23 protein-coding genes, 2 tRNA genes and 1 pseudogene are annotated in these 25,530 nt (G+C 68.1%); 12 read left to right on the forward strand and 14 right to left on the reverse strand.

Annotated features, from left to right (window positions below):
• The first annotated feature begins 18 nt into the window (after nucleotides 1-18).
• The 3 genes from PYV00_RS03875 to PYV00_RS03885 all read left to right on the forward strand — a co-directional run bounded on the left by PYV00_RS03875 (nucleotide 19) and on the right by PYV00_RS03885 (nucleotide 3,530).
• Nucleotides 19-324, forward strand: a complete 306-nt coding sequence (locus PYV00_RS03875; protein ID WP_275226937.1) for a (2Fe-2S) ferredoxin domain-containing protein — start codon at nucleotides 19-21, stop codon at nucleotides 322-324.
• A gap of 50 nt (nucleotides 325-374) precedes the next feature.
• On the forward strand, nucleotides 375-2,726 hold the full coding sequence (locus tag PYV00_RS03880; protein ID WP_275226938.1) for a heavy metal translocating P-type ATPase: 2,352 nt from the start codon (nucleotides 375-377) through the stop codon (nucleotides 2,724-2,726).
• A gap of 123 nt (nucleotides 2,727-2,849) precedes the next feature.
• Nucleotides 2,850-3,530, forward strand: coding sequence for a CDP-alcohol phosphatidyltransferase family protein (locus PYV00_RS03885; protein ID WP_275226940.1), 681 nt, complete (start codon nucleotides 2,850-2,852; stop codon nucleotides 3,528-3,530).
• Between the two features lie 102 nt (nucleotides 3,531-3,632).
• Here the strand turns inward: PYV00_RS03885 and PYV00_RS03890 are convergent.
• The 6 genes from PYV00_RS03890 to PYV00_RS03915 all read right to left on the reverse strand — a co-directional run bounded on the left by PYV00_RS03890 (nucleotide 3,633) and on the right by PYV00_RS03915 (nucleotide 8,864).
• Nucleotides 3,633-3,708: transfer RNA gene (locus tag PYV00_RS03890), tRNA-Thr, on the reverse strand.
• Between the two features lie 74 nt (nucleotides 3,709-3,782).
• Nucleotides 3,783-5,510, reverse strand: coding sequence for a DUF885 domain-containing protein (locus PYV00_RS03895; protein WP_275226941.1), 1,728 nt, complete (start codon nucleotides 5,508-5,510; stop codon nucleotides 3,783-3,785).
• Nucleotides 5,511-5,582: 72 nt separating this feature from the next.
• A complete protein-coding gene (locus PYV00_RS03900) occupies nucleotides 5,583-6,476 on the reverse strand; it encodes a hypothetical protein (protein ID WP_275226942.1) in 894 nt (297 codons plus the stop codon).
• On the reverse strand, nucleotides 6,473-7,243 hold the full coding sequence (locus PYV00_RS03905; RefSeq protein ID WP_275226943.1) for a hypothetical protein: 771 nt from the start codon (nucleotides 7,241-7,243) through the stop codon (nucleotides 6,473-6,475). The genes PYV00_RS03900 and PYV00_RS03905 overlap by 4 nt, the downstream gene beginning before the upstream one ends.
• Entirely contained in the window at nucleotides 7,192-7,542 is a 351-nt protein-coding gene (locus tag PYV00_RS03910) for an MmcQ/YjbR family DNA-binding protein (RefSeq protein ID WP_275226944.1), read from the reverse strand. The genes PYV00_RS03905 and PYV00_RS03910 overlap by 52 nt, the downstream gene beginning before the upstream one ends.
• Nucleotides 7,539-8,864, reverse strand: coding sequence for a replication-associated recombination protein A (locus PYV00_RS03915; RefSeq protein WP_275226945.1), 1,326 nt, complete (start codon nucleotides 8,862-8,864; stop codon nucleotides 7,539-7,541). The genes PYV00_RS03910 and PYV00_RS03915 overlap by 4 nt, the downstream gene beginning before the upstream one ends.
• Nucleotides 8,865-8,953: 89 nt before the next feature.
• Here PYV00_RS03915 and PYV00_RS03920 point away from each other — a divergent pair, with 89 nt between their 5' ends.
• A complete protein-coding gene (locus tag PYV00_RS03920) occupies nucleotides 8,954-9,400 on the forward strand; it encodes a hypothetical protein (RefSeq protein ID WP_275226946.1) in 447 nt (148 codons plus the stop codon).
• A gap of 77 nt (nucleotides 9,401-9,477) precedes the next feature.
• Here PYV00_RS03920 and PYV00_RS03925 read toward each other — a convergent pair whose 3' ends face one another.
• The 3 genes from PYV00_RS03925 to PYV00_RS03935 all read right to left on the reverse strand — a co-directional run bounded on the left by PYV00_RS03925 (nucleotide 9,478) and on the right by PYV00_RS03935 (nucleotide 11,819).
• Complete coding sequence (locus PYV00_RS03925) at nucleotides 9,478-10,635, reverse strand: glycosyltransferase family 4 protein (RefSeq protein ID WP_275226947.1); 1,158 nt, start codon at nucleotides 10,633-10,635, stop codon at nucleotides 9,478-9,480.
• 108 nt (nucleotides 10,636-10,743) lie between these two features.
• The gene (locus PYV00_RS03930) at nucleotides 10,744-11,193 is read right to left on the reverse strand and encodes a hypothetical protein (protein WP_275226948.1); all 450 of its coding nucleotides are present in this window, start codon (nucleotides 11,191-11,193) and stop codon (nucleotides 10,744-10,746) included.
• A gap of 227 nt (nucleotides 11,194-11,420) precedes the next feature.
• Nucleotides 11,421-11,819: a hypothetical protein gene (locus PYV00_RS03935; RefSeq protein WP_275226949.1), complete on the reverse strand. Its 399-nt coding sequence runs from the start codon at nucleotides 11,817-11,819 to the stop codon at nucleotides 11,421-11,423.
• A gap of 203 nt (nucleotides 11,820-12,022) precedes the next feature.
• Between PYV00_RS03935 and PYV00_RS03940 the strand changes: the two genes are divergently transcribed.
• Nucleotides 12,023-12,310, forward strand: a complete 288-nt coding sequence (locus PYV00_RS03940) for a metalloregulator ArsR/SmtB family transcription factor (RefSeq protein WP_275226950.1) — start codon at nucleotides 12,023-12,025, stop codon at nucleotides 12,308-12,310.
• Nucleotides 12,307-12,981: an SdpI family protein gene (locus PYV00_RS03945; protein ID WP_275226951.1), complete on the forward strand. Its 675-nt coding sequence runs from the start codon at nucleotides 12,307-12,309 to the stop codon at nucleotides 12,979-12,981. The genes PYV00_RS03940 and PYV00_RS03945 overlap by 4 nt, the downstream gene beginning before the upstream one ends.
• 3 nt (nucleotides 12,982-12,984) lie before the next feature.
• On the opposite strand, the gene typA is transcribed toward PYV00_RS03945, so the two are convergent.
• A complete protein-coding gene (typA, locus tag PYV00_RS03950) occupies nucleotides 12,985-14,817 on the reverse strand; it encodes a translational GTPase TypA (protein WP_275226952.1) in 1,833 nt (610 codons plus the stop codon).
• 271 nt (nucleotides 14,818-15,088) lie between these two features.
• Between typA and PYV00_RS03955 the strand changes: the two genes are divergently transcribed.
• From PYV00_RS03955 to PYV00_RS03965, 3 genes are all read left to right on the forward strand, one after another.
• A complete protein-coding gene (locus tag PYV00_RS03955; RefSeq protein ID WP_275226953.1) occupies nucleotides 15,089-17,728 on the forward strand; it encodes a TonB-dependent receptor in 2,640 nt (879 codons plus the stop codon).
• Nucleotides 17,729-17,907: 179 nt separating this feature from the next.
• A complete protein-coding gene (locus tag PYV00_RS03960) occupies nucleotides 17,908-18,300 on the forward strand; it encodes a DUF805 domain-containing protein (RefSeq protein WP_275226954.1) in 393 nt (130 codons plus the stop codon).
• 125 nt (nucleotides 18,301-18,425) lie between these two features.
• Entirely contained in the window at nucleotides 18,426-18,896 is a 471-nt protein-coding gene (locus PYV00_RS03965; RefSeq protein WP_275226955.1) for a DUF805 domain-containing protein, read from the forward strand.
• 49 nt (nucleotides 18,897-18,945) lie between these two features.
• On the opposite strand, the gene PYV00_RS03970 is transcribed toward PYV00_RS03965, so the two are convergent.
• Nucleotides 18,946-21,492, reverse strand: coding sequence for an ABC transporter permease (locus tag PYV00_RS03970; RefSeq protein WP_275226956.1), 2,547 nt, complete (start codon nucleotides 21,490-21,492; stop codon nucleotides 18,946-18,948).
• Nucleotides 21,461-22,183 carry an ABC transporter ATP-binding protein gene (locus PYV00_RS03975; protein ID WP_428981607.1) on the reverse strand — a complete coding sequence of 241 codons (723 nt, stop codon included), beginning with the start codon at nucleotides 22,181-22,183 and terminating at the stop codon, nucleotides 21,461-21,463. Before PYV00_RS03975 ends, PYV00_RS03970 begins: the two co-directional genes overlap by 32 nt.
• 37 nt (nucleotides 22,184-22,220) lie before the next feature.
• On the opposite strand from PYV00_RS03975, the gene PYV00_RS03980 reads away from it, so the two are divergent.
• The gene (locus PYV00_RS03980; protein ID WP_275226958.1) at nucleotides 22,221-22,949 is read left to right on the forward strand and encodes an arylesterase; all 729 of its coding nucleotides are present in this window, start codon (nucleotides 22,221-22,223) and stop codon (nucleotides 22,947-22,949) included.
• 6 nt (nucleotides 22,950-22,955) lie between these two features.
• Here the strand turns inward: PYV00_RS03980 and recF are convergent, their stop codons facing one another.
• Nucleotides 22,956-24,059, reverse strand: a complete 1,104-nt coding sequence (gene recF, locus PYV00_RS03985; protein ID WP_275226959.1) for a DNA replication/repair protein RecF — start codon at nucleotides 24,057-24,059, stop codon at nucleotides 22,956-22,958.
• A 31-nt stretch (nucleotides 24,060-24,090) separates the two neighbouring features.
• Nucleotides 24,091-24,885, reverse strand: coding sequence for a queuosine precursor transporter (locus PYV00_RS03990; protein ID WP_275226960.1), 795 nt, complete (start codon nucleotides 24,883-24,885; stop codon nucleotides 24,091-24,093).
• A 132-nt stretch (nucleotides 24,886-25,017) separates the two neighbouring features.
• Here PYV00_RS03990 and PYV00_RS03995 point away from each other — a divergent pair.
• Nucleotides 25,018-25,094, forward strand: a tRNA-Arg gene (locus PYV00_RS03995).
• A 289-nt stretch (nucleotides 25,095-25,383) separates the two neighbouring features.
• A pseudogene (locus PYV00_RS04000) lies at nucleotides 25,384-25,470 on the forward strand (hypothetical protein); the annotation flags it as partial.
• Nucleotides 25,471-25,530 lie beyond the last annotated feature (60 nt).

Below are 25,530 nucleotides of genomic sequence, written 5' to 3' on the forward strand. Positions count from 1 at the left end.
CTTTCCCATATCGGCGGAATGAAACGGGTTCCGGCACAGTGGAGCAGCGTCACCCTGGTGTGCCGCAAGTGTTCGAAGCGCTGCGGCGGCGGCTTCGGCAAGAACGGGCGCACCTCGCTCGCCAAGGCCCTGCTGAAGCGTGGCAACGGCAAGAAGGGGCGCAAGGCCTCGATCGGCGTGGTCGAAGTCGATTGCCTGAAGGTCTGCCCGAAGAACGCCGTCGTCGCGATCGATGGCGCGCATCCTCAGGAATGGGTCGTCGTGCCCAAGGGCACTGACATCAGCCTGGTCGCCCGGCGGCTGGGGATCGACGGCAAGCGATAGGCCCATGGCGGCTTGGCCCGATCGGCGGGCATGGCGAAGGAGCATTCCCAATGGATCATCACCACCACGCCGGTGATCACCATGGCCAGGACCACCACTCCGCGCAGGACGGACCGGCGGGCGTGACCGATCCGGTCTGCGGCATGGCCGTCGATCCTGAAAAGACCGCCTTCCATGCCGCGCACGGCGGCCACACCCACCACTTCTGCAGCGCCGGCTGCCGCGACAAGTTCCTTGCCGATCCCGACAAGTACCTCGCCCCCGCGCCTGCCGCGCCATCGGCGCCCCGGGGCACGGTCTGGACTTGCCCGATGCATCCGCAGATCCGCCGCGACGGTCCGGGCACTTGCCCGATCTGCGGCATGGCGCTGGAGCCGGCCGAGCCGCGCGCCGATGAGGGGCCGAACCCCGAACTGGTCGATTTCACGCGCCGCTTCTGGGTCAGCGCCGTCCTGGCGGTGCAGCTGCTGCTGGTCTCCATGGGCGCGGAAATGCTCGATCTCCATCTGGTCCCGCCGGCCTGGTCCCCCTGGGTGCAGCTGGCGCTGACCGCGCCGATCGTGCTGTGGGCCGGGCTGCCGTTCTTCCAGCGCGGCTGGGCGTCGCTCGGGACCCGGCATTACAACATGTTCACGCTGATCGCGATCGGCGTGGGCGCGGCCTTCCTCTACAGCCTGGCCGCGACGCTGGCGCCCGGCCTGTTCCCCGCCGCCTTGCGGATGCACGGCGGCATGGTGCCGGTCTATTACGAGGCGGCGGGCGTGGTCGTCGCGCTGGTCCTGCTGGGCCAGGTGCTGGAACTGCGCGCCCGCGCCGCCACCGGGCGCGCCATCCGCGCGCTGCTCAATCTCGCGCCAAAGACCGCACGCCGCGTGGACCCGCAGGGCGAGGAACGCGAAGTGCCGATCGCCCAAGTGCTGGTGGGCGATCGGCTGCGCATCCGCCCTGGCGAAGCGGTGCCGGTGGACGGCACGGTGCTGGAAGGCCGCTCCTCACTCGACGAATCGATGCTGACGGGAGAACCCGCGCCGGTGCTCAAGACCCCCGGCGCCAAAGTGACGGGCGGCACGGTCAACGGCACCGGCAGCCTGCTGATGGAAGCGCGCGCGGTCGGCGCCGATACCATGCTGGCCCGCATCGTCGCGATGGTGGCCGCAGCGCAGCGCAGCCGCGCCCCGATCCAGGCGGTGGCCGATCGCATCTCGGGCTGGTTCGTGCCGCTGGTGGTGCTGGTCGCGATCGTCACCTTCGTGGTCTGGAGCATGGCCGGGCCGGAGCCGCGCTTCGGCCATGCGCTGCTCAATGCCATCGCCGTGCTGATCATCGCCTGCCCCTGCGCGCTGGGGCTCGCGACGCCGATGTCGATCATGGTCGGCACCGGGCGCGGGGCCAGGGCGGGCGTGCTGGTCAAGAACGCGGAAGCGCTCCAGGCGCTCGACCGGGTCGATACGCTGGTGATCGACAAGACCGGCACCCTGACCGAAGGCAAGCCCCGGCTGGTCGCGGTCGAGCCGGCCGAAGGCATCGCCGCCGACGCGCTGCTGGCGCTGGCCGCCGCGATCGAGGCGCGCTCGGAACATCCGCTCGCCCTGGCGATCGTCGGCGCGGCGCGGGAGCGCGGCCTCGTGGCCGGGCAAGTGGAGGACTTCGCCTCGCAGACCGGGCTGGGCATCAGCGGCCGGATCGACGGCAGGGCCGTCGCCGTCGGCAACGCCGCGCAGATGCGGCGGGTCGGCGCCGATCCCGCGGCGCTGGAAAGCGCGGCCGAACGCCATCGCGGTGAAGGCGCGGGTGTGATGATGGTCGCGATCGATGGCCGCGCGGCCGGGCTGCTGGTGGTCGCCGATCCGATCAGGGAATCGGCGCGCGGCGCGATCGCCGCGCTGCGCGCGCAAGGGTTGCGCATCGTCATGCTCACGGGCGACAGCCAGGGCACGGCCGAAGCGGTGGCGCGCAAGATCGGCGGCATCGACGATGTGCGCGCCAATCTGCGGCCCGATGACAAGGTGCGGATCGTCGGCGAGTTGAAGGCGCAGGGCGCGCGCGTGGCGATGGCGGGGGATGGCATCAACGATGCGCCTGCGCTGGCCGCCGCCGACGTGGGCGTGGCCATGGGCACCGGCACCGACGTGGCGATCGAAAGCGCCGGGCTGACGCTCACCAATGGAGACCTCGCGGCCATGGTACGCGCCCGCCGGCTGGCCCGCGCGACGATGGCCAATATCCGCCAGAACCTGTTCTTTTCGTTCCTGTTCAACGGGATCGGCGTGCCCGTGGCCGCCGGCGTGCTCTATCCGGTGGCCGGCATCCTGCTGTCGCCGATGTTCGCCGGCGCGGCCATGGCGCTGTCCTCGTTCACCGTAGTGGTCAACGCCTTGCGGCTCAACACCGTGAAATTGTAACCGCCGAAAAGCCGCCCCGGCGCGGCCGGGCGAGGGCGAATCTTGCGTCTGCGCATCCCAAATGTCAAAAAAGTGCAACACGAGCGGCTTGCGCCAGTGGGTGGTCTGCCGCGATAAGGCGCCATGAACGCAACGCGAAACAAGACCCCCACCACCATCACGCGGGTCCAGCAGAATCTCCTGGCTTCCACCGAACGCAAGGTGCTTGATTGGTTATGCGCCCGGATGCCGAATTGGGTGATGCCCGATCTCCTGACGGCGCTGGGCCTGGCCGGGGCGGCCCTCGTCCTGGCCGGCTATGCCTCCAGCCTGTCCGACGAACAGTGGCTGTGGCTGTGCATCGTCGGCTATGTGATCCACTGGTTCGGCGATTCCATGGACGGCAGCCTCGCCCGCTTCCGCCATATCGAACGGCCGCGATACGGCTATTTCCTCGATCATAGCTGCGACGGGATCGCCACGCTGCTGATCCTGCTGGGCATTGGCCTCAGCCCGTATGTCCGGCTCGATGTCGCGCTGATCGCGCTGGTGGGCTACCTGCTGCTGTCGGTGCACGCCTTCCTGGCGGTGCGCGTGTTCGGAGAGATGCGGCTGTCCTATCTCGCCGCCGGCCCCACCGAATTGCGCGTGATCCTGATCGGCCTGACGCTGGCCATGCTGGTCTTCGGGGATTCGGACCGCAACCTCGGGGTGATGACGGGGTTCGACTATTTCGTCGGCGGCGTCGGCATCGTCCTGATCGCGCTCTTCGTCATCCAGACCATCAAGACCAGCCGCGCGCTGGCATCGGTGGACCCGCGATAGCGACACGACACGCTGCGGGTCGCAGGGAAATGGCGGGCCCGTTCGGACACAGTTCGAACCCCATGCCGGACTCAGGGCATGCCGGTTCCATCGAAGATGAAATGGTGCCGGCTAGAGGCTTCGAACCCCTGACCCCCTGATTACAAATCAGGTGCTCTACCAGCTGAGCTAAGCCGGCCCCTTGGACGCAATTGACCGGCGCCCTTACCAAGCGGGGAGGGCGCCGGTCCAGTCACTTGTCGCGCATGATGGTCAGAAAACCGCGTGGGGGGCGGCTTCGTGCATCATCGCCTGGCGCACCAGCGGGATCGGCGGGCCGCCGTAGCTCAGGAACTCGTCGTGGAACGCCTTCCACGCCGCGCGGCCGCCGCGCGGGGCGGTCCAGTCGGCGCGCAGCTTGCGGATCATCAGCTTGCCCAGCGTGTAGTTGAGGTAGGCCGGATCATACGTGCCGCGCGCGGCCTGCTGTTCGGCGGTGCCTTCGGTCTGGTAGCATTCCTTTTCGAACATCGCCTGCGATTGCGCCTGGGTCATTCCGCGCGCGTGCAGGCCGATGGCCGAGAGGTAGCGGCAATTGCGCAGCAGCGCGTTCGAGATCTGGCCGACGTGGACGCCGGCATCGCCATCGCCCAGGCCCGCTTCCCACATCATCTCCTCGGTATAGTGCGCCCAGCCCTCGGCGAAAGCATAGCCGACGAAGAGCCGGCCGATCCATGAGGGCGAGCGGTTCGAATGGAGGAATTGCAGGAAATGGCCGGGCATCACCTCGTGCACGCTGGTGAACAGCAGATCATCCTTGCCGGGAATGTAATCGCGCTGCTTTTCCGGCGACCACGCGGGATCGGGCGGCGAGATGTAGTAGATCGATGGGATGCCCTTCTCGAACGGCCCCGGCGGATCGATATAGGCGCTGTTCTGCCGGTTGTAGGGCGGGCTCTCGCGCACCAGCGCCTGTTCGGTGCCCGGGATCGTGGCGAGATCCTTTGCCCGCACGAAGGCGGTGAGTTCCGGGATCTGCTTGGCTGCGGCGGCGACGGGCCCTTCGGCCGGCTTGTCGGCATTGAGCTTGTCGAAGCATTGCGGGATGGTCTGGCCCGGCGCGAACCGGGCGCAGGCGGCCTTGAGCGCCTCCTGGTTGCGCTTGAGGTCGGCGCGGCCGACGCGTTCCAGCTCGTCGATCGAGGCGTCGACGCCTTCGGTCTCGCGCACCATGCGGGCGAAGCGATCGGGGCCCAGCGCGAAGTCCTGCGTGGCGCTGGCCTGCTGGGTCCTGAGCCATTCGGCAATGCCGTCCATCGCGGCGGCGGCGGCTTCGGACGCGGCCTTGAACTCGGCCTGCAGCGCCGCGTCGGGCACGTCGGCGAAGGCGGCGCGGGCATCGCCGCGATAGTATTCGCCAAAGCCGCCGAAACCGGCCACGCCATACTTGACGAAGCTGGCCGGCATCGGCGCCTTCAGATTGGCGCGGATGTTCCGCGCGGCGTCCGGCACGGCCTTGAAGAAGGCGATCATCGCCTTCATCCGCGTGGCCTTGTCGGCATAATCGCGGCTGACATAGACGTTGGGATCGAGCCCGCCGCCGACGTAGAAGGCCGGGTTGGTGTGCGGCTGGTCCGCGTCCACCAGCCAGAAGAGCTGGCCCCTGGCCACTTGCACCAGATAATCGCGCTCAAAGGCGTCCTCGGGCGAAAGGCCGGTGAATGCGCCGGCATCGCGGATGACCGAGCGCAGGAAATCGGCGCGCGCCTTCAGGCCCGCCTCGCTCCAGTCGGGCAGCTTGCCGTCATACTGATGGGCGCCCTGATAGACCGCGAAGGCCGGATCGATCGCGAGCCATCTGTCGATGGTCGCCTGCGCGAACGGCTTCCAGGCGGATGCGGGGGCGGGAGCCGTGGCCGCCGGGGCGGGAGCCGGCGCGGCCATCGCGGTGCCGGCGCTGAGCGCCAGGCAGGCGATGCCCGCGAAAAGGGCGTGTTTCATGGGTGTTTCCTTCGGTTTCGTGCGATGGGGCGGACCGTGCGGAGCGGCCGCCAGCGATGGCGCGGTTTTGGGCTAAGCCGCGCCGAAGGTCCAGCCCTCGGTCCGGGCGATATCCGTGGTCAATCCGGCGGGTTGCCACAGCGTTGCATCATCGGCGTGGCGGCGCAGCCAGGCCGCGGTCAGGATCGCATCGGTGGTGTGATCGTCCAGCGCGCCCATAAGCCCGCTGGGGGGCGAGCCGAGCGCGCCCAGCGCCGTGTCCAGTTCGCGTGCATCGTGCATCTTGGCCCGGCCGGCCAGCCGCCCGGCTGCCACCGCCGCGATCGTGGTGTAGATTTCCACGATCAGCGATCCCCCGGCAGGCGGGGCCAGGCCGTCGATCGGCCAGACCGGCACGTGCCCACCCAGCCGGTGCAGCAGCCTCATGCCGGTCAGGCTCGACTTGCCGACTTGCGCCGCGCCGACGAGGTTGAAATTGCTGTAGGGCTTGCAGCCGCGCGCCGCCTGTGCCGCTTCGGTCAGGCGGAAGCGGCCGCGCTTGTGTTCGGCCGGGGCAAGGTGGAAGCGCGGGCCTTCGCGCCCGCCGTGGCGCCGGAAATAGGCGCTGGCGATGGGGTGATCGACGAAGCTGGTCGCGGCGAGGTGCGGATCGTCCCGGCACACAGCGTCGATCATCGCCCAGAGCGCGCGGGCATCGGCCGGGCTTTCGTCCCAGCCGGGGAAGAAGGCGCCGGCATCGGCGAACGGCAGCGATATGCCCAGGTCCAGCCCCACCAGCGTATCGGCGGGCAGCCCGCCGCGCAGCAGCGCCAGCACGCCTTCGCGCGACCAGTGGCAGTGGTCCGGCGCCGGCAGCAGCACGGGCGCCGCGCCGTTCCTGCCGCACAGCGCGATGGCGATGCCCTTGTGCCGCGCGCGCGCCGCGCCGGACCAGTCGATCGCCATGAAATGGCGGAAGCGGCTCACCGCGTGGCGCAGCCCTTGTCGTGCCGGGTGAATTGCCAGTGGCTGCGCGCCCAGACCGCGACATAGCGATCGCGCGGCACGCCGGTCAGGTCCGTGCCGCTTTCGGGCATTCGCTCGTTGGGCACGGCGGAAAGGTCTATGCAGGTCTCGCCCGACCAGCCGTCGATGCGCCAGTCGGCCATCTCGGGTATGTCGCTGAACAGCGTGACCTGTTCGGTGCGATCGGGCAGCACGCGCCAGATCGCCATGCCTTCCAGCCCGCCCCAGCCCGCGCCCGATTGCTGCACCGCCGCCAGCAGCTTACCCGAAGGCGAGAACACCGGCGGCGCGCCCGTCTCGATCGTCGTGCCCTTGCCCGCGCGGTCGACGACGATGTGGCCATCTTCCTCATAGCCATACCAGGTGAAGGAGAAGAATCGCGCCTGCCGGTCCAGCCGCAGCTTTTCCGCGCTGCTTTTCGCGCGCGTGGTCACGCAGGTGGTCGCCCCGGTCAGCGTCAGCACCGCGAACCAGTCACGGCTGGCGCGCACGATGTTGCGCATCGCCGCCGGCACCGGCAGCGGGCGTGTGCGGGCGATGCCTTCCTCCGGCCCTTTCGGCGTGGCGGGGCACGCGGCGAGATCGGGGCCGCCGCGCGGCGGCGCGGCGCGGGCGGCACCGGAGACGGCAAGGCTGGCCGCCAGCAGGGCGAGGAACGACCAGGTCAGGGGGCGAATCAGGGCCGGTCTCCAAAGGCTTTGCGCTGCGTCTTGCTGGCCTTGTCCCACCAGGCGCGCGTGATGGCGCGGGCGACCCGCTCCGGGTCGGCACTGCCATAGCGCACCAGCAGGCCCGGCCAGCCGCGATAGTGATCGGTCTGCCAGAACGTCCCGGGATCGGTTTCCAGCAGGATCTCCTTCTCGTCGTGCGGCGCGGGCACGTGGAAGCTGCCGGCCTCGCGCCCCGGCGAGACGAAGGCCTTGCCGTTCACCTTGGGGCTGGGCGTGCCGTAATAGGGCGCCATCGCGGTATCGGGCAGCGACATCGCGAAGGCGACCACCGCGTCCCAATCAGCAAAGCGCGTCATTCCGCGAGCCCCCGGCGTTCGCGCCGTTTCTTTTCCCACCATTCGATCCGCTCGATCACTTGCCGTTCGAAGCCGCGCGGGACGGGACGATAGTAGGTCTGCGCCGCCATCCCCTCGGGCCAGTAGTTGGCGCCGGAAAATCCGTCCGGCGCGTCATGGTCATAAGCATAGTCCGCGCCGTAGCCGATATCCTTCATCAGCTTGGTCGGCGCGTTGAGGATATTGTGCGGCGGTGCGAGCGAGCCGGTTTCCTTCGCGCTTTTCCATGCCGCCTTCTGCGCGGCATAGGCGGCATTGGATTTGGGCGCGGTGGCACAATAGAGGCAGGCTTGGACGATCGCCAGTTCGCCCTCGGGCGAGCCGAGGAATTCGTAGGCGTCCTTGGCGGCAAGGCACTGGGTCAGCGCTTGCGGATCGGCCAGGCCGATATCTTCCGAGGCGAACCGGGTGAGCCGGCGCAGCACGTAGAGCGGCTCCTCGCCCGCCGTCAGCATCCGCGCGAGGTAATAGAGCGAAGCCTGCGGGTCCGATCCGCGCAGCGCCTTGTGCAGCGCGGAGATCAGGTTGTAGTGCCCGTCGCGATCCTTGTCGTAGACCGCGACGCGGCGCTGGAGGAAGGCGCCCAGTTCGGCCGGGCCGAGCGCGTGGTCCAGCCTGGCGGCATAGAGCGTTTCGGCCTGGTTGAGCAGGAACCGCCCGTCGCCATCGGCCGAGGCGACCAGCGCCTCGCGCGCCTCGGGCGTCAATGGCAGCGGGCCTGCCAGCTCCTCCGCGCGATCGAGCAGCGCGCCAAGCGCGGCGGCATCCAGCCGGTGCAGGATCAGCACTTGCGCACGGCTGAGCAGCGCGGCGTTGAGCGCGAAGCTGGGGTTCTCGGTGGTGGCGCCGACCAGCGTCACCGTGCCGCGCTCGACAAAGGGCAGGAAGCCGTCCTGCTGCGCGCGGTTGAAGCGGTGGATCTCGTCCACGAACAGCAGCGTGCGCTGGCCGGCCCGGGCCGCCACCTCGGCCTCGGCAAAGGCTTTCTTGAGATCGGCGACGCCGGAGAACACCGCGCTGACGGCGGCAAAGCGCATCCCCACCGCGTCGGCCAGCAGGCGGGCGATGCTGGTCTTGCCGGTGCCCGGCGGCCCCCACAGGATCATCGAGGACAGCCGGCCCGCCGCGACCATCCGGCCGATCGCGCCTTCGGGCCCGGTCAGGTGCTCCTGCCCGACGACCTCGGCCAGCGAGCGGGGCCGCAGCCGGTCGGCCAGCGGCGCATCCTCACGCGGTGCGCCCGGCGCGGTATCGGGAAGCTGTTCGGCGAAAAGATCGGCCATGACGGTAATCTAGCGAGCCGCGCGCGCAATTGCATCGCCCCAAATCGACGCGTAGCCTGCGCGTCAGATAAAACAGGTGGGGAAATGCGATGGAGGAAACCGTGCAATCGGGCCGGGTCGGGACGCCCTGGCATCTCTGGGCGGTGGGCGTGGTCAGCCTGCTGTGGAACGCCTTCGGCTGTTTCGACTATATCATGACCAATATCCGCGATCCGGCCTATCTGGCGGCCTTCCCGCCCGAAATGATGCAGATGATCGACGAATTCCCGATCTGGACCATGGCCGCCTGGGCCTGCGGCGTCTGGGGCGCGCTGGCCGGATCGCTGCTCCTGCTGCTGCGCTCGCGCTTTGCCGTCCACGCCTTCGCGCTGTCGCTGCTCGGCCTGGCGGCGAGCACGGTCTACCAGTTCGGCACCGCCCTGCCGGCCAGCCTGCGCACGCCCGGCCTCTATGCGATGAACGCGGTGATCTGGATCGGCGCGATCGCGTTCCTGGTCTACGCCATGCGGATGCGCGCGAAAGGCGTGCTGCGCTGAGGGGTGGTTTTCGGCGCATGGCGGCACCAGCCCACGCCCCGCGCATCCGCTGACCGCGCGGTCAGCGCGGGCGAGGATCAGCGCCGGTTGGGCCGCTTCTGGCGGATCAGGCGCACGTAAGTGTCGGCGACGGCCTGGTTGATCCGGTCCCAGCCGAAATCGCGCGCCCGGGTCTCGCCAGCGGCGCCGTGGCGGGCGCGCAAATCCGGGTTGGCGATATAGGCGCGCAGCGCTTCGGCGAACTGGTGCACCGCGCCGGGGCGGATCAGCCGGCCCGAGCCGTGGTTGTCCACCAGGCTTTCGCTGCCGGTCGCCGCCGCCGCCACGACCGGCAGCGCGCAGGCCATGGCTTCCAGCGTGACGTTGCCGAACGTCTCTGTGACCGAGGGATTGAACAGCACGTCCATGCTGGCGACGGCGCGGCCCAGATCCTCGCCGTTCTGGAATCCGGCGAAGACCGCGCCGGGCAGCCGCGCCTCGAACCATTCGCGCGCCGGGCCCTCGCCGATCACCAGCACCTTGTGCGCCACCCCGCCGCGCCGCAGCTCGTCGATCGTGTCGGAAAAGACGTCGAGCCCCTTTTCCATCACCAGCCGGCCCAGGAAGCCGATCGCCACTTCATCGTCGCCGATGCCCAGCGAGCGGCGCCATTCGAGCGAGCGCCGCGCCGGATGGAAGACCTCGCGATCGACCCCGCGCGACCACAGCGAGATGTCATAGTTCATCCGCTGTTCGCGCAGCACTTGCGCCATGCTTTCGGACGGGGCGACCAGCGCGTCGCAGCGGCGGTAGAAGCGGCGCAGGATCGCTTCCATCACCGGCTCGGCCCAGGCCATGTTGTAGTATCGCAGATATGTCTCGAACCGGGTGTGGACCGATGCCAGCACCGGCAGGTCGCGCTCGCGCGCCCAGGTCAGCGCCTGGTGCGCGACCGGATCGGGTGAGGAGACATGCACCACGTTGGGCGCGAAGCGCGCCAGATCGCGCCGCGCCCTGGCCGGCAGGTACAGTGGCAGGCGGTATTCGCCGCGCGTGGGGATCGGCATCGCGCGCACGCCGACCAGGTCGCCCGTCGCCTCGAACGCGGGCTCGGCCACTGTGGGCGAATAGACCCGCACGGCCGCGCCCTGGCGCAGCAGATAGCCAACCAGGCGATTCAGCGCCTGGTTGGCGCCGTCGCGCACATAATTGTAATTGCCCGAAAACAGGGCAATGCGAAGGTCAGCGGTCTCCATCCTGGCGAGCGCCATAGCGACGCTCCGCCCGGTTGGCGAGGGTGGATGGGCGGCGGGCGATGCCCTGTGGACATCGTCCCGCGCGAACCCGTTTGGATCGGTGTACAATCAGCGGTGCCGGTAGCCGCGACGGTGATCGCGGTCATAGCGATCGTGGCCCCGATACATGCGATCGACCCGGCGATAGCCGCGATCCCAGCGGTTGTCGTACCGGCGGCTGTAATGGTCGCGGTAATAGGGCTGGTAATAGCGGGTGTAGTACCGATCGCGGTAGTAGCGGTTCGGATAGCCGTCATAGTAATAGTAGTAATCGGGATATCCGGCCACGCGCACGTAGCGGCGGCTGGGGTAATAGCTCCGGTCGTAATAGCGGCCGTCATCCCGATCGGCGATGGCCGCGCCGATGGCCAGGCCGACGATCCCGGCGCCGATGGCGATGGCGGCATCGTTCCCGCGCCCGTCATGCCAGCGCTCGCGCGCCTGGGCGGTGGTCGCCGAGCCGAGCGCCAGCGCGGCAAGGCCGGCGGCAAGCCCGAGTTTCTTCAGATTTTTCAACATGTGTCTATCTCCCTTCCGGCCCGACCGAACGGCGATCACGGTGGGGGTGAGCTGTCCTCAATGGAGCACCGGGGCCCTGAACCGGCAGTTAACCTTCGCGCGGGCGAGGTGAGCCGTGCCTGCCGCGCGCCGAGGGCAAGCCGACAGCAAGCCGCCCGGCCCTTGCGGGGCCGGGCGGTTCACAGAGGGCCGGCGAGGGGGAGAACCGGCCCTGGAGGGATCGGCGATCAGTAGCCGCGGCGCTGGTAGTAGTCACGATCGCGGCCGTAATCGGCGCGGCGATCGTCGTTGCGCTGCCAGTTGCGATCATGATCGCGATTGCCGGCATTGCCATAGCGGCGCTGCCAGTCGTTGCGGTCATAGCGGTGGCCCGAACGGTCATAGTACTGGCCGTTGTTGTAGTACCAGCCGTCGCGGACGTAATAGCGGTTGTCGTAGCGGTCGCGATCGTTGTCGTCCGAGGAGGCGATGATCGCGCCGAGCGCGAGGCCGATCACGCCCGCGCCGATGGCGACGGCGGCGGTGTTGTCATTGTCGCGATAGTCGCGGGCCATCGCCGGCGCGGTGGTGGCAAGCGCCGTCGCGGCGAGCGTGGTGGCAAGGATGCCCTTCTGGAACAGGTTCATGGTCGAAACTCCGTTTGGGGCGGCCTTGGCGGCGGCGGCGCGATTGCCGGGCCGTGTGTCGTCCTCTTGAGCTTCGTTCTACGCGGGCCGGGCTGAACGGGCGCAGCATGGGTCTGGCAGAATCGGTTCAGGATTGTACGCAATTGTATGAATGTTGTCGCGGCGCGCTTGCCTGCCTTGTGATTTAGTGTATTAGCTAAATCATGAATTCGGTTTTCGACGCCTTGTCGCACCCGATTCGCCGCGAGGTTCTCGAACTGCTCAAGCGCGGCGGAATGACGGCTGGCGAGCTTGCCGGGTATTTCCCGGTCTCCAAGCCGACCATGTCGGGCCATTTCGCCAAGCTGAAAGCCGCCGGGCTGATCCTGGGCGAAAATCGCGCGGGCTCGATCGTCTATACGCTGAACATGTCGGTGCTGGAGGAAACGCTGATGGCATTCATGAACCGCATGGGCCTTGCGCCCGACACCGCGGAGGATGGCGCATCATGAAGGTGCGCGGATGGCTGATCGCCTCGGCCGGCGTGGTGCTGGCCATGACGCTGCTGGGCCTGCTGGCGCTCACGCGCTTGCCGGACGGCGCGCTGCTGCCGACTCACTGGAACGCGGCCGGAGAAGTGGATTCGCACATGCCGGCGAGGATGGCGGTGGCGATCATGCCGGCGATGACCGCGCTGATCGGCCTGCTGTTCGCGATCCTGCCCGGCATCGAACCGCTGCAGCGCCAGCTCGCGCAATCGGCGCCCGTGCTGAAGGTCGCCTGGGCGATGGTGCTCGTCGTGCTCGGCATGGCTCACCTGATGATCCTGGCACCGGCCTTCGGCTGGCACCTGGCCCCGACGCTGCTGCTGGTGGGCGTGGGGATCGGCCTCGTCGCGCTCGGCAATGTCCTGCCCAAATCGCGCCCGGGCTATTTCGTGGGTATCCGCACGCCCTGGACGCTGGTGAGCACCGATGTCTGGATCGCCACCCATCGGCTGGGCGGCCGGTGCTTCATCACGGCCGGCGTGGTCATGGTGCTGGCGGCGCTGAGCCCCATCCCGCCCCATTGGCGAGCGGGGCTGACGATCGGCGCGATCGCTTTCGCGGCGATCGTGCCGATCGTCTGGTCCTGGTGGCTCTGGCGCGGGTTGGGCAAGCCGCCCGCGCGTCCGCCGGAATAAGGCTCAGGCCGCTTCCTTCTTCCGGCTCGCCTTCTTGCGCTCGTTCGGATCGAGGATCGCCTTGCGCAGCCGGATCGACTGGGGCGTGACTTCGACCATCTCGTCATCGTCGATATAGGCGATGGCCTGTTCCAGCGTCATGATCCGGGGCGGGGTCAGGCGGATGGCATCGTCCTTGCCGGTCGAACGGAAGTTGGTGAGCTGCTTGGACTTCATCGGGTTGACTTCCAGATCATCGGGCTTGGCGTTCTCGCCGATGATCATGCCTTCATAGATCTTGTCCTGCGGCTTGACGAACAGGATGCCGCGATCCTCCAGCGAATTGAGCGCATAGCCCACCGCCTCGCCAGTGCCGTTGGAGATCAGCACGCCGTTCTGGCGGCCCTCGATCGTGCCCTTGTGCGCGTCGTACTTTTCGAACAGGCGGTTCATGATGCCGGTGCCGCGCGTGTCCGAAAGGAACTCGCCGTGATAGCCGATCAGCCCGCGCGAGGGGGCCGAGAAGGTGATGCGCGTCTTGCCGGCGCCCGAGGGGCGCATGTCGGTCAGCTCCGCCTTGCGGCGCTGCATCTTTTCCACGACGGTGCCCGAATATTCGTCATCGACGTCGATCACCACGGTTTCGTAAGGCTCGGTGCGCTGGCCGGCCTCGTCGGTGCGGAACAGCACGCGCGGGCGGCTGATGCCCAGCTCGAAGCCTTCGCGGCGCATCGTCTCGATCAGCACGCCAAGCTGAAGCTCGCCGCGCCCGGCCACTTCGAAGCTGTCCTTGTCGGCGCTTTCGGTGACGCGGATGGCGACATTGGTTTCCGCCTCGCGCATCAGGCGATCGCGGATCATGCGGCTCGTCACCTTGTCGCCCTCGCGCCCGGCAAGCGGGCTGTCGTTGACCGAGAAGCGCATCGCCAGCGTCGGCGGGTCGATCGGCTGGGCATAGAGCGCCTCGGTCACCGAAGGATCGGCGATGGTGTTGGCGACAGTGGCCTTTTCGAGGCCCGCCAGCGCGACGATGTCGCCAGCGCGGGCTTCCTCGACCGGAACGCGCTCCAGCCCCCGGAAGGCCAGCAGCTTGGAGGCGCGGCCAGTTTCGATCACCTTGCCGTCCGCGTCGATCGCGCGGATCGGGTCGTTGACCCGGATCGTGCCCGAATTGACCCGGCCGGTCAGCACGCGGCCCATGAAGTTGTCCCGGTCCAGCAGCGTGGCCAGGAACGTGAACGGGCCATCGACATCGACCTTGGGCGCGGGAACGTGATCGACGATCTTGTGGAACAGGGGTTCCAGCGTGCCTTCGCGCGCTTCGGGGTCTTCGCTGGCATAGCCGTTGCGGCCCGAGGCGTAGAGCACGGGGAAATCGAGCTGCTCGTCCTCGGCCTCAAGCCCGACGAACAGGTCGAACACTTCGTCAAGCACTTCGGAGTGGCGGCCGTCGGGCCGGTCGATCTTGTTGACCACCACGATCGGGCGCAGGCCCAGGCTCAGCGCCTTGCCGGTGACGAACTTGGTCTGCGGCATCGCGCCTTCCGAGCTGTCGACCAGCAGGATCACGCCATCGACCATCGAGAGGATGCGCTCCACCTCGCCGCCGAAATCGGCGTGGCCGGGCGTGTCGACGATGTTGATGCGGGTGCCGTTCCATTCCACCGAGGTGCACTTGGCGAGAATGGTGATGCCGCGCTCTTTTTCGAGGTCGTTCGAATCCATCGCCCGCTCCTCGATCCGCTGGTTGTCGCGGAACGTGCCGGACTGGCGGAAGAGCTGGTCGACAAGCGTGGTCTTGCCATGGTCGACGTGCGCGATGATGGCGATGTTGCGCAGGGGAAGGGGGGCGGACATGCGGGGGCCTATGCGTTCGAGGGGTTGGGGCGGTACCTCGCTGCACCGCACAATCGGCGCGCCCTTATCCGAAGCCGGCGATTCCGGCAAGGGGCTTGGGCATGTGCACCAGTGTCACCTTGCGGCAACAATCACGAGAAGTCGCTCCGAAACAAAGTAAATAGATTGTTTCCCGCCCGCGATATTTCTAGGATTCATTTCATGAAAACAGGGGCGATGCGGCCCAGACCATAATTGCGTGTCGACCCCGGGAGCAGGAAGGGATGCCCAGATGGGTATGACGACACGTTTCGCCGTGCGCGCGCGCGCGGCTGTACTTGCCGGTGTCGCCTGTGTCGGCGCGGGATTCGTCCCGCAGGCACGCGCACAAGCGGCCGAAGAGGCCAATTACGACAGCAATATCATCATCGTTACGGCCACCAAGCGCGAGCAGTCGCTGCAGGACGTGCCGGTCTCGGTCAGCGTCACCAGCGGCGAGACGCTGGAACGGGCGCAGATCCGCGACCTGAAGGACCTGCAATCGGTGGTGCCCTCGCTGCGTGTGAACCAGCTGCAAAGCTCGGCCAACACCAATTTCTACATCCGCGGCTTCGGCAACGGCGCCAACAATGCCGGAATCGAACCTTCGGTCGGGCTGTTCGTCGATGGCGTCTACCGCTCGCGCTCGGCCTCGATGATCGCCGATTTCCCCGATGTGGAGCGGATCGAGGTGCTGCGCGGGCCGCAATCGACGCTGTTCGGCAAGAACGCCTCGGCTGGCGTCATCTCGATCGTCACGAAGCGCCCGCAGTTCGAATTCGGCGGCAATGTCGAGGCGTCGTACGGCAATCATGACGCGATCGTGGTCAAGGGCATGGTCACGGGCCCGCTGTCGGATGCGATCGCCGCCAGCCTGGCCGGCGGCTACAACACGCGCGAAGGGCTGGTGAAGGATCTCGCCACGGACGAGCGCACCAACGAGCGGGGCCGCTGGTTCGCGCGCGGCCAGTTGCTGTTCGCCCCCGAAAGCGGGATCGAGGTGCGGCTGATCGGCGACTATGGCAAGATCGACGAGAACTGCTGCGCCGTGGTCAACTTGCGGCCATCGTCCTCCACCCTGGCGATCCAGGCGCTGGGCGGGCACGTCAACGCGCCGGGCGACGCTTTTGACGACAAGGTCTTCTACAACTTCGAATCGACCAACAAGATCGAGAACTGGGGCCTTTCCGGGCAAGTCGATTACGATGCCGGCCCGGTCAGGCTGACCTCGATCACCGCCTATCGCCGCACCGATGCCGTGACCAACCAGGATTCGGACTTCACCAGCGCCGACCTGCTGCGCCGCAATTACCAGGACTTGCGGATCAAGACCTTCACCCAGGAATTGCGGGCGAGCTTCGCTGTCGGCGATCGCCTCAACGCCCTGCTGGGCGCCTATTACTTCAACGAGAAGATCGACCAGGCCAACCAGGTGCAGTTCGGCACCCAGTTCCGCCCTTATGCCGACCTGCTGGTGCGCGGGCAGACCGGCGGCGCGCAATCGATTCCCGGGCTGGAAGGGCTGTTCGGCACGCTTTCGGGCAACCCCGCGCTTTATGCCGGCAAGTTCTTCGGCGCGGGCCAGGGGCTGGACGAGGCCTATCGGCTGCGGAACGAGAGCTGGTCGGTCTTCGGCCAGGTCGATGTCAAGCTGGCCGACCGGCTGACGCTGACCGCCGGGATCAATTACACGCACGACAAGAAGCGCTTCGCGTCCGACGTCACGTCCAGCGACGTCTTCGCCGGCGTGCCGATCCCAGCCATGGTCACGGCGGCGACCAATGCCGGCATCTCGCAGACGGTCGGCGGCCTGCTCGGCGTGCCGGGCGGCTTCGCCTCGGCGGCGCAGATCGCCGCTTTCGCACAGGCCAATCCGGCCGGCTACCAGCAAGTCGTCGCCGGCGTGAACGCGCAGACCCAGCCGCTGCTGGCATTGCGCGCGCTACAGATCTTCCCGCCCTACCTCAACGTGCCCAACGCGGTCGAACCCGGCCGGGTGAGCGACGGCGATTTCTCCTACACCGCGCGGCTGAGCTTCGATGCGACCGACAGCCTGAACCTCTACCTGAGCTATGCGACCGGCTACAAGGCAGCCTCGATCAACCTCTCGCGCGATGCCCGGCCCACGCCGGCCGACCTTGCCCGGATCACCGCGCAAGGCATCGGCGTGACCAACCTGACATCGGGCTCACGCTATGCCGAGCCTGAGGATTCGACGCTCTACGAGGCCGGGCTGAAGGCCGACTGGGGGCCTGTCACGGCCAATTTCGCGGTGTTCAAGCAGACCATCAAGGGCTTCCAGTCGAACATCTTCACCGGCACCGGCTTCTTCCTTGCCAACGCGGGCAAGCAGTCGGTCAAGGGCTTCGAGTTCGAAGGCACGGCGCGGCCGGTCGATCCGCTGCAACTGAGCGTGGCGCTGACCTACCTCGATCTCAACTACGATTCGTTCCGGCAATCCGCCTTCGGCGATCTCAGCGGCACGACGGTGCCGGGCGCCTCGCCGCTCTCGGTGACGTTCGCGGCGACCTATGACCATGAATTCGGCACCGGCGATCACCTGATCCTGCGCGGCGATTACCATTACGAAGCACCGTTCGCGCTGGTCGAGGGGTTGCCGGGACTGGTGGTGAAGAACCCGCTTACCGGCGCGATCATCAGCGTCGATGCCGCGCTGGCGGCCGCGCGCGAGTTCCGGCAGGACATCAACGACGCCAACGCCTCGATCACGTATGCCATGGCGAGCGGGCTGGAATTCTCGATCTGGGGCCGCAACCTGCTCGATGACCGGACGATCCTGCAGATCTTCGATTCCCCCGCGCAATCGGGCTCGATCTCGGGCTATCCCAACCAGGCCCGCACGTACGGGGTTTCGGCGCGCTTCCGGTTTTGAGGGAGCGGGAGTCCGTTGGGAAATGCGCGGAAGGGCGCATTTCCTCGCGGCACCGGCCCGCTCCCATCAGACGCTCGCGTGACTGTGGCATAAATCACAGCATTTCCGTTTCCCATAAAATCGGTGCCGCGATATTCTCGCCGCGTTCTTATCGAGGACGGAAAAAAAGGGGGAAGCAGATGATCGAATGGATGCTGTTGCCGCTCAAGCGGTATGCGGATTTCAATGGCCGCTCGCGGCGCAAGGAATACTGGTTCTTTTTGCTGGGCGCCTTCATCGCCGCGATCCTGCTGGGCATCGTCGAAGGCATCCTGGGCCTCAACGGCATGGTTTTCGGCGTCTATGGCCCGCTGACCCTGCTGCTGATCGTTGCCATCATCGTACCGAGCATCGCCGTGCAGGTCCGTCGGTTCCACGATCAGGACAAGTCGGGCTGGTTCGTCCTGCTCAGCTTCATTCCTTTCGTCGGCGGGCTGATCGTGCTGGTGTTCATGTGCCTGGAAGGCACGCGCGGGCCGAATCGCTTCGGGCCTGACCCGAAGGATGCCACCAGCACGAGCGTATTCGCGTAGACCAGGGAAGCGCGCGGCCTGAAATTTCACGCGGATTTGGCCGGAGGCCCGGGGCTGAACGCCAACGGGCCTTCGGCTTTTCGGCGTCCCGGCCCCGGATGGAGGTGCCGGAAGGAGGTGAACGAATGATCGAATGGATGCTGATGCCGCTCAGGCGCTATGCCGATTTTGACGGCCGCTCGCGCCGGCTGGAATACTGGAGCTTCACGCTGCTGAACTTCGTTATCGCCATCCTGCTGCTGGTGGCGATGTTCGCCATGGGCACCTCGCTCGGCGTGTTCGCGGATATCGAGGCGGGCAATATGTCAGCGCTGTTCGGCTGGTTCCTCGGCGGGTTCGGGCTGGTCTTCGTGATCTGGTGGCTGGCCTTCCTGATCCCCAACATCGCCGTCTCGGTACGCCGGCTGCATGACCGGAACATGAGCGGGTGGTGGTATCTCGGCTTCATCGCGATCAACCTGATCCCCATCGTCAATCTGCTCTCGCCGATCGCCGGGATCGCATTCCTGGTGCTGATGCTGCTGCCCGGAACGCCCGGTCCCAACCAGTATGGCCCCGATCCCAAAGACCCAACGGGCGCCGACGTTTTCCTGTAAGGGTTTGTTTGGCCATGTGCCCGGCGGCGCGGCGCGGGCCCCGCTCCCCCTACAACTCCCGCAGCGCCTGTGCCGGTTTCGCCCGCAGCAGCGGCAGCGAGCCGGCCAGCGCGAAGGCGATGATCAGCACGAGCCCGGCGCCCAGCACCGCGATCACGCGCGGCCAGTCGGGCAGCCAGTCGAACTCGAAGAGCTGGACGATCACCGCCCAGCCGATCACGCTGCCGATCGCCAGCGAGACGAGCGCCAGGATCGCGGCGATCAGGCCGTATTCGGCCAGTTGCAACGCAAGCAGCTGACCCCGGCTGGCGCCCAGCACGCGCAGGATCACATTGTCGTAAGTCCGGCTGGCGCGCGCGGCGGCGATCGCGCCGAACAGCACCGCCAGCCCGGCCAGCACCGCGACCGAGGCGGCGGCCAGGATCGCGGTGGACATCTGGCCGAGCAGGTCGCGCGCATCGCGCAGCAGGCCGCCGGTCTCGATCACCGAGCTTGAGGGGAAGGCGCGCACCAGCTTCTGCAGCAGGCCGGCATTGGCCGTGCCCGGCGGCAAGTCGATGGTGGCGGCCAGGTTATGCGGCGCATCGGCCAGCGCGTTGGGCGAGAACACCAGCACGAAGTTGAACCCCATGCTGTCCCAGTCGATTCGCCGCAGCGAGGCGATCCGGGCGGCGCGTTCCACCCCCAGCAGGCCGATGGTCAGCTCGTCGCCGACCTTGAGATGGATGGCACGGGCGAATTCCTCGTCCACCGAGACGAGCGGCGGGCCCTTGTAGTCGCGCGGCCACCAGGCACCGTCGGTCAGCACGTTGCCTTCGGGCAAGGCCGCGGCATAGGTCAGGCCGCGCTCGCCGCGCAGCGGCCAGGCGTCGTCGGGGATTTCCGCCAGGTCGGACACGCGCGTCATGTGTGCCGCCGGGCCATAGGCCAGGATGCGGCCGCGCAAGTTGGGCACCATGCGCACGTCGGCGCGCGGCACCGTCGCGGTCACGGCCCGGCGGAATTCGTCTGCCCGTTCACGCGGCACGTCGAGCACGAAATAGTCGGGCGCGCGCTGCGGCACGCGGGCGCGGATATTGGCATCAAGGCTGGTCTGCACCGCCGCGATCAGCACGAAGGCCGAAAGCCCGAAGCCCAGCGCGGTGACGAGCGCCCCGGTCTGCGCGCCCGGCCGGTAGAGATTGGCCAGCCCCGCGCGCAGCATCGGGCCTTTGGGGCGGGGCAGCCGCGCCACGCCCGCGCGGATCGCCCAGCCGACGCCGGCCAGCACCAGCAGCATCGCCGCCGCGCCGCCCAGGAACATCAGCGTCACTCTGGGCTGGGCGGCGTTGGCCAGCGCCAGCGCGACGATCGCCACGAGCCCCAGCCCCACCGGCAGCAGCCAGGCCCCGCGTCCCAGCCGCAGCGGCGAGACGCGCGCGCGCATCAGCGCCATCGCGGGAAAGGCGCGCGCGCGGGCCAGCGGCGGGGCGGCGAAGATCAGTGCGACCAGCAGGCCATAGCCGGCGGCGGTGAACAGCGCGACGGGCGAGACGGTGAACCCCGCGCTCACCGGCAGCAGCGTGCCGAGCGCGCGGGCCAGCAGCGGCGTCACCAGCACGCCCGCCGCCAGCCCGGCAAGGCTGCCGGCCAGCGCGGCGGCGGCGATCTGCAGCAGATAGATCCGCGCGATGTCGCCACTCGTCGCGCCCAGCACCTTGAGCGTCGCGATGCTGGCGCGCCGCGCTTCGAGGTAGGAGGAAACACCGCCGCCGATGCCGATCCCGGCGATCACCAGCGCGGCGAGGCCGACGAGGACGAGGAACTCGCCCATGCGGCTGACGAAGCGTTCGGTATTGGGCGCGGCCTTGTCGCGCGTGCGAAATTCGAAGCCGGCGTCGGGGAACTGGCGCTCGATGCTTTCGGCCAGCGCTTGCGGATCGCGCGAGGCGGGCAGCGCGACGCGCACCTTGGTGCGATACATCGCGCCCGGCGCGGTGAGCCCGGCGCGCGCGGGCATGTCCGCCGTGACGATGGCGACATCGCCGAGCGAGAAGCCTTCGCCCAGCAGTTCCGGCTCGGTCTGGATGATCCCGCCGACGGTAAGCGGCTGGCCGCTGACGCTGACGCGGCTGCCGGGCGCGACTTGCAGCCGCGCGGCGGTGCCTTCGGACAGCCAGATCGTGCCTTCGGGCGGGGCGCGCACCTTGCGTCCGTCCTTGAGCAGCAAGGTGCCGTAAAGCGGCCATTTCGCATCGACCGCCTTCAGCGCGACGGGCGCGGTGAGATCGCCGTTCTGGGCGATGGCCTGCATCCTCAGCCCCATGGAGACAGTGCCCAGCCTTTCCAGCGCGCCCATCTCGGCCGGGCTGAGCCCGCGCTGCCAGACGCGCACTTCCAGATCGCCGCCCAGGATCTGGCGCCCGCGCGTCGCCAGTTCGCGCTCGATCGACCCGGTCAGCGTGCCGATCGCCGCGATCGCGCCGACGCCCAGGAACAGGCAGACGAGCAGCAGGCGCAAGCCGCGGAAACGCGCCGACAGGTCGCGCCGCGCGATCATCCACGCGGTGCGCCAGGAAAGCGCGCTATCCACGCGTGTCGTTCGCGATGTGGCCATCGGCCAGCGTCACCACGCGCTGGCACTTTTCGGCAAGGCTGGCATCGTGGGTGATGATCAGCAGCGTCGCCCCGGTTTCGGCGCGGCGGGCGAACAGCAGCTCGACGATGGCCTCGCCGGTCGCGGCGTCAAGATTGCCGGTCGGCTCGTCGGCGAAGATCAGCACGGGGCGCGGCGCAGTGGCGCGGGCAATGGCGACGCGCTGCTGCTCGCCACCCGAAAGCTGCGCCGGGTAATGCGTCAGGCGATGGCCCAGCCCCACGGCGGCCAGCTCCGCCTCGGCCCGATCGCGCGCGCCGTCCATCCCGGCCAGCTCCAGCGGCGTCGCCACGTTTTCCAGCGCGGTCATCGTCGGCAGCAGGTGGAAGGCCTGCAGGACGATACCGATGCGGCCGCGCCGGGCGCGGGCCAGCGCATCCTCGTCCAGCGCCGCAAAGTCCTGCCCGGCAACCTCCAGCGTGCCCGAACTGGCGCGCTCCAGGCCCGAGAGCACCGCCATCAGCGAGCTTTTGCCCGATCCCGAAGGGCCGAGCAGCGCCAGCGTCTGGCCTTGCGGCACGGTCAGGTCGATCCCGCGCAGGATCTCGACCGCGCTGGCGCCGCTGCCAAGCGTCAGGCGCAAGTCCCGAGCGACGATGGAACTGGGGGGGGTATCGGCCGGGCCGGTGGAAAGGCTTGTCACGTGCCCCATATTGGTTAGCTAGAGCCGGGCCTACAAGGAGCTTGCTGTGCAATCTGTCCGATTTGCCGCGCTGGCCGCGCTGGCGCTCCTCTCCGCCTGCGATCGCGCCGCGCCGCCCGCGCCCGCCGAAACGCAAAGCGCGGTCGATGCCCCGCCGGCGATCCCGGTGATGGGGCCGGAACGCCCGATCCTGGCCTTCGGGGATTCGCTGCTCGCCGGCTATGGCCTGAAGGATGGCGAAAGCTATCCGGCGCGGCTGGAAGCGGCGCTGCGCGCGCGCGGGATCAACGCCCGGATCGCCAATGCCGGCGTCTCGGGCGATACCACGGCGGCCGGATTGCAGCGGCTGGATTTCACGCTGAACAGCCAGACGGCAAGGCCCGAGCTGGTCATCATCAGCCTTGGCGGCAACGATATGCTGCGCGGGCTGCCGCCGGCCGAAACGCGCGCCAATCTGGAACAGATCCTGGCCAGGCTGCGGGAGGAGAAGATCCCCGCCATGCTGCTGGGCATGTTGGCCGCGCCCAATCTGGGCAAGGACTATGCGGCGAAATTCAACCCGATCTATCCCACGCTGGCGACGAAATACGGCGCGGTGCTGGTGCCTTTCTTCCTCCAGCCGGTGATCGACAAGCCCGACCTGATCCAGCCCGATCATGTCCACCCCACCGCGCTCGGCATCGACGAGATCGTCGCGGCGACGGTGGATGACGTGGCCGATGCCTTGCCCAAGGTGCCCAAGGCGCCGAATACGCCAAACCCGCCGAAGCCATAGCCCGCCTCAGCTTGCGCGGGTGACGGTCCCGCCGCGCACTTCCCACACCGCCGCCTCGCCCAGAATCGCCGCGAAAGGCGCGGCTTCGGTGCCGGTCAGCCAGACTTGCGCCGATCCGCCGCGCAGCCGGTCGAACAGCGCCTCGCGCCGCAGCGGGTCGAGATGGGCGGCTACCTCGTCCAGCAGCAGCAGGCGCGGGCGCCGTTCGCCATCGGTTTCCGCCAGCCCTTCCAGCAAGTGCGAATGGGCCAGCGTGATCGCGATCAGCATGGCCTTCTGCTCGCCGGTCGAGCATTCGGCCGCCGGTTGCCCCTTGCCGGCCATGACCACGACGATCTCGTCGCGATGCGGGCCGGTCAGCGTGCGCTGCGCCGCCCGGTCGCGCGCGCGGCCTTCGCGCAAGGCATGGGCCAGCGCCTCGGGCGTGAGTGGGCCGCCCGGCTGGTAGGCCAGCGCGGGGCGGGCGAAAGGCGCATCGGGCAGCCGCGCCAGCATCGCGTCGAGCCGCGCCACCATGTCGCCGCGCGCCTGCGCCACGGCCGCGCCGGCCTCGGCCACTTGCGCCTCGATCGCGTCCAGCCAGCGCGGATCGGGCGGCGCGGGATCGGACAGCAGGCGATTGCGCTCGCGCAGCGCGTTTTCCAGCCGCGTCGCGTGGCCGGCGTGACCGGGGCGCACCGCCAGCACCAGGCGGTCCACAAAGCGCCGCCGCGCGCCCGCGCTCTCGACGAACAGGCGATCCATCGCCGGTGTCAGCCAGCCGATCGAGAGCCATTCGGCCAGCCGCACCGCCGGCGCCTCGGCCCCGTTCACCTGTACCACGCGCCGGCCCGGCCGCTCGGGCGAGATCCCGGTGCCCAGCCGCACCGGCTCGCCGCCCGTCATCAGCATCGCGCTTACCGCGAAGCCGCCCGTGCCGCCTTGCGCGGGCATGTCGGCCAGCGCCGCGCGCCGCAGCCCCCGGCCCGGCGCGAACAGCGAGATCGCTTCGAGCACGTTGGTCTTGCCCGCGCCGTTCTCACCGATCAGCAGGTTGAACCGCGCGGTCCCGGCGACAAGCGTTTCGCGGTGATTGCGAAAGCCGGACAGGAGAATACGGTCCAGGGTCAAGGCGTGCAGCTCCCGCCATGGCGCGAAGCGGTCAAACCGCGCCGGTCTTGGCGAAAGGCGAAAAGTCGATACCCTCGTCGTAGACGTCCACGCCCTCGCGCCGCTTGAGGAAGCCGACGACCAGGTAGGTCACGGGCGTCAGCACCACTTCCCACAGCGTCTTGATGATCCATTGGGTGATCGCCAGCGTCACCACCAGCTGCGGCGTGAAGCCCGCCACGCCCAGGAACGCCAGCGGATAGAACAGCGCGCTGTCCACCCCTTCGCCGAAGATCGTCGAGCCGATCGTACGGGTCCACAAGTGCTTGCCCTCGGTCCACACTTTCATCCGCGCCAGCACGAAGGAATTGACGAACTCGCCCGCCCAGAACGCCACCAGCGAGGCGAAGACGATGCGCGGCGTCTGGCCGAAGATCGCATAGTAAGCCGCCTGGTTGGGCGCCGTCACCTGCTTGCCCTCGATCGTGTAGGTGGCAGAGGCGAGCGCCCATTCGGGGCTGGCCGGGATGTTCACCACCACGACAGACATCAGCACCATGAACAGCAGCGCGAAGAACCCCGCCCAGATGCAGCGCCGCGCGTTGGCATAGCCGTAAACCTCGGTCAGCACGTCGCCGATGATGTAGGACACCGGAAAGAACAGCACGCCCGCGCCGAACGTGATCGTGCCCAGCACCGGCAGCGTGACCTGCGCCTGCTTGGCCGCGCCGATCAGGTTCGACAGCAGCAGGATCATCACGAAGGCGACCATCACATAGTCGAAATAGCGGAAATGGCGCCGGGCGCCGGTGGTGCCGTCGATACGGGAAAGGGGCGTGTCGCTCATCACGCCAGCCTAGCCTGCCTGCGCCCTGTCGAAAAGCGGGCTTGCAACGGTGCCCCGCAAGGCCGTGCCGCGCAGGCCGACGGCCTAACCGCGTTTGCGCCCGCCGCGAAGCACGCTATGGAAACCGGCAACGCGCCCGTAGCTCAGCTGGATAGAGCACGAGACTTCTAATCTTGGGGTCACAGGTTCGAATCCTGTCGGGCGCGCCATTTCATCTTCGATGGAACCGGCACGCCCTGAGTCTGGCATTGGGTTCGAACTGTGTTCGAACGGGCGCGCCAAAAATCTCATAAAATCATTTTTTATGCGCCATGCATTGAGGTGAGCGCTTCGGCACCGTCTCTGTATCTCACATTCTGCCTAACTGCGGGCACTCCCCGGATCTGGGTGCAACTCGTCTTGGATCGGGCGCAGTCCTTTGCAGGCGCGATAGGACTCGTAACCGAGCGGCGTTAGACCGATGCCGCGCACCCATACCGAGCTGCCCCAAACCGAGAAGCTGGCAAGCAATGGCTTGACGTGACCGACCCCGAACCCCTGCCGGCGGGCCACCGGCTCTATACCCATCCCAGCGTCCGGTTGACGCCGCACGTCTCGTCCAACTGGCAGGCCGTCGCGCGCGACGATCCGCCCAGAAACCTCGCC

Source organism: Novosphingobium album (ex Liu et al. 2023), from assembly GCF_029076845.1.
In the GTDB taxonomy this organism is placed as follows: Bacteria; Pseudomonadota; Alphaproteobacteria; order Sphingomonadales; family Sphingomonadaceae; genus Novosphingobium.

Bases quoted from the DNA above. Each gene is read 5' to 3' on its own strand.
- PYV00_RS03885 (WP_275226940.1), top strand. From the start codon at position 2,850: ATGAACGCAACGCGAAACAAGACCCCCACCACCATCACGCGGGTCCAG.
- PYV00_RS03935 (WP_275226949.1), bottom strand. From the start codon at position 11,819: ATGAACCTGTTCCAGAAGGGCATCCTTGCCACCACGCTCGCCGCGACG.
- PYV00_RS03930 (WP_275226948.1), bottom strand. From the start codon at position 11,193: ATGTTGAAAAATCTGAAGAAACTCGGGCTTGCCGCCGGCCTTGCCGCG.
- PYV00_RS03975 (WP_428981607.1), bottom strand. From the start codon at position 22,183: ATGGGGCACGTGACAAGCCTTTCCACCGGCCCGGCCGATACCCCCCCC.
- typA (WP_275226952.1), bottom strand. From the start codon at position 14,817: ATGTCCGCCCCCCTTCCCCTGCGCAACATCGCCATCATCGCGCACGTC.
- PYV00_RS03910 (WP_275226944.1), bottom strand. From the start codon at position 7,542: ATGACGCGCTTTGCTGATTGGGACGCGGTGGTCGCCTTCGCGATGTCG.
- PYV00_RS03990 (WP_275226960.1), bottom strand. From the start codon at position 24,885: ATGAGCGACACGCCCCTTTCCCGTATCGACGGCACCACCGGCGCCCGG.
- PYV00_RS03880 (WP_275226938.1), top strand. From the start codon at position 375: ATGGATCATCACCACCACGCCGGTGATCACCATGGCCAGGACCACCAC.
- PYV00_RS03875 (WP_275226937.1), top strand. From the start codon at position 19: ATGAAACGGGTTCCGGCACAGTGGAGCAGCGTCACCCTGGTGTGCCGC.
- PYV00_RS03960 (WP_275226954.1), top strand. From the start codon at position 17,908: ATGATCGAATGGATGCTGTTGCCGCTCAAGCGGTATGCGGATTTCAAT.
- PYV00_RS03920 (WP_275226946.1), top strand. From the start codon at position 8,954: ATGGAGGAAACCGTGCAATCGGGCCGGGTCGGGACGCCCTGGCATCTC.
- PYV00_RS03915 (WP_275226945.1), bottom strand. From the start codon at position 8,864: ATGGCCGATCTTTTCGCCGAACAGCTTCCCGATACCGCGCCGGGCGCA.
- PYV00_RS03955 (WP_275226953.1), top strand. From the start codon at position 15,089: ATGGGTATGACGACACGTTTCGCCGTGCGCGCGCGCGCGGCTGTACTT.
- PYV00_RS03895 (WP_275226941.1), bottom strand. From the start codon at position 5,510: ATGAAACACGCCCTTTTCGCGGGCATCGCCTGCCTGGCGCTCAGCGCC.
- PYV00_RS03940 (WP_275226950.1), top strand. From the start codon at position 12,023: ATGAATTCGGTTTTCGACGCCTTGTCGCACCCGATTCGCCGCGAGGTT.
- PYV00_RS03965 (WP_275226955.1), top strand. From the start codon at position 18,426: ATGATCGAATGGATGCTGATGCCGCTCAGGCGCTATGCCGATTTTGAC.
- PYV00_RS03970 (WP_275226956.1), bottom strand. From the start codon at position 21,492: ATGGCCACATCGCGAACGACACGCGTGGATAGCGCGCTTTCCTGGCGC.
- PYV00_RS03945 (WP_275226951.1), top strand. From the start codon at position 12,307: ATGAAGGTGCGCGGATGGCTGATCGCCTCGGCCGGCGTGGTGCTGGCC.
- PYV00_RS03925 (WP_275226947.1), bottom strand. From the start codon at position 10,635: ATGGAGACCGCTGACCTTCGCATTGCCCTGTTTTCGGGCAATTACAAT.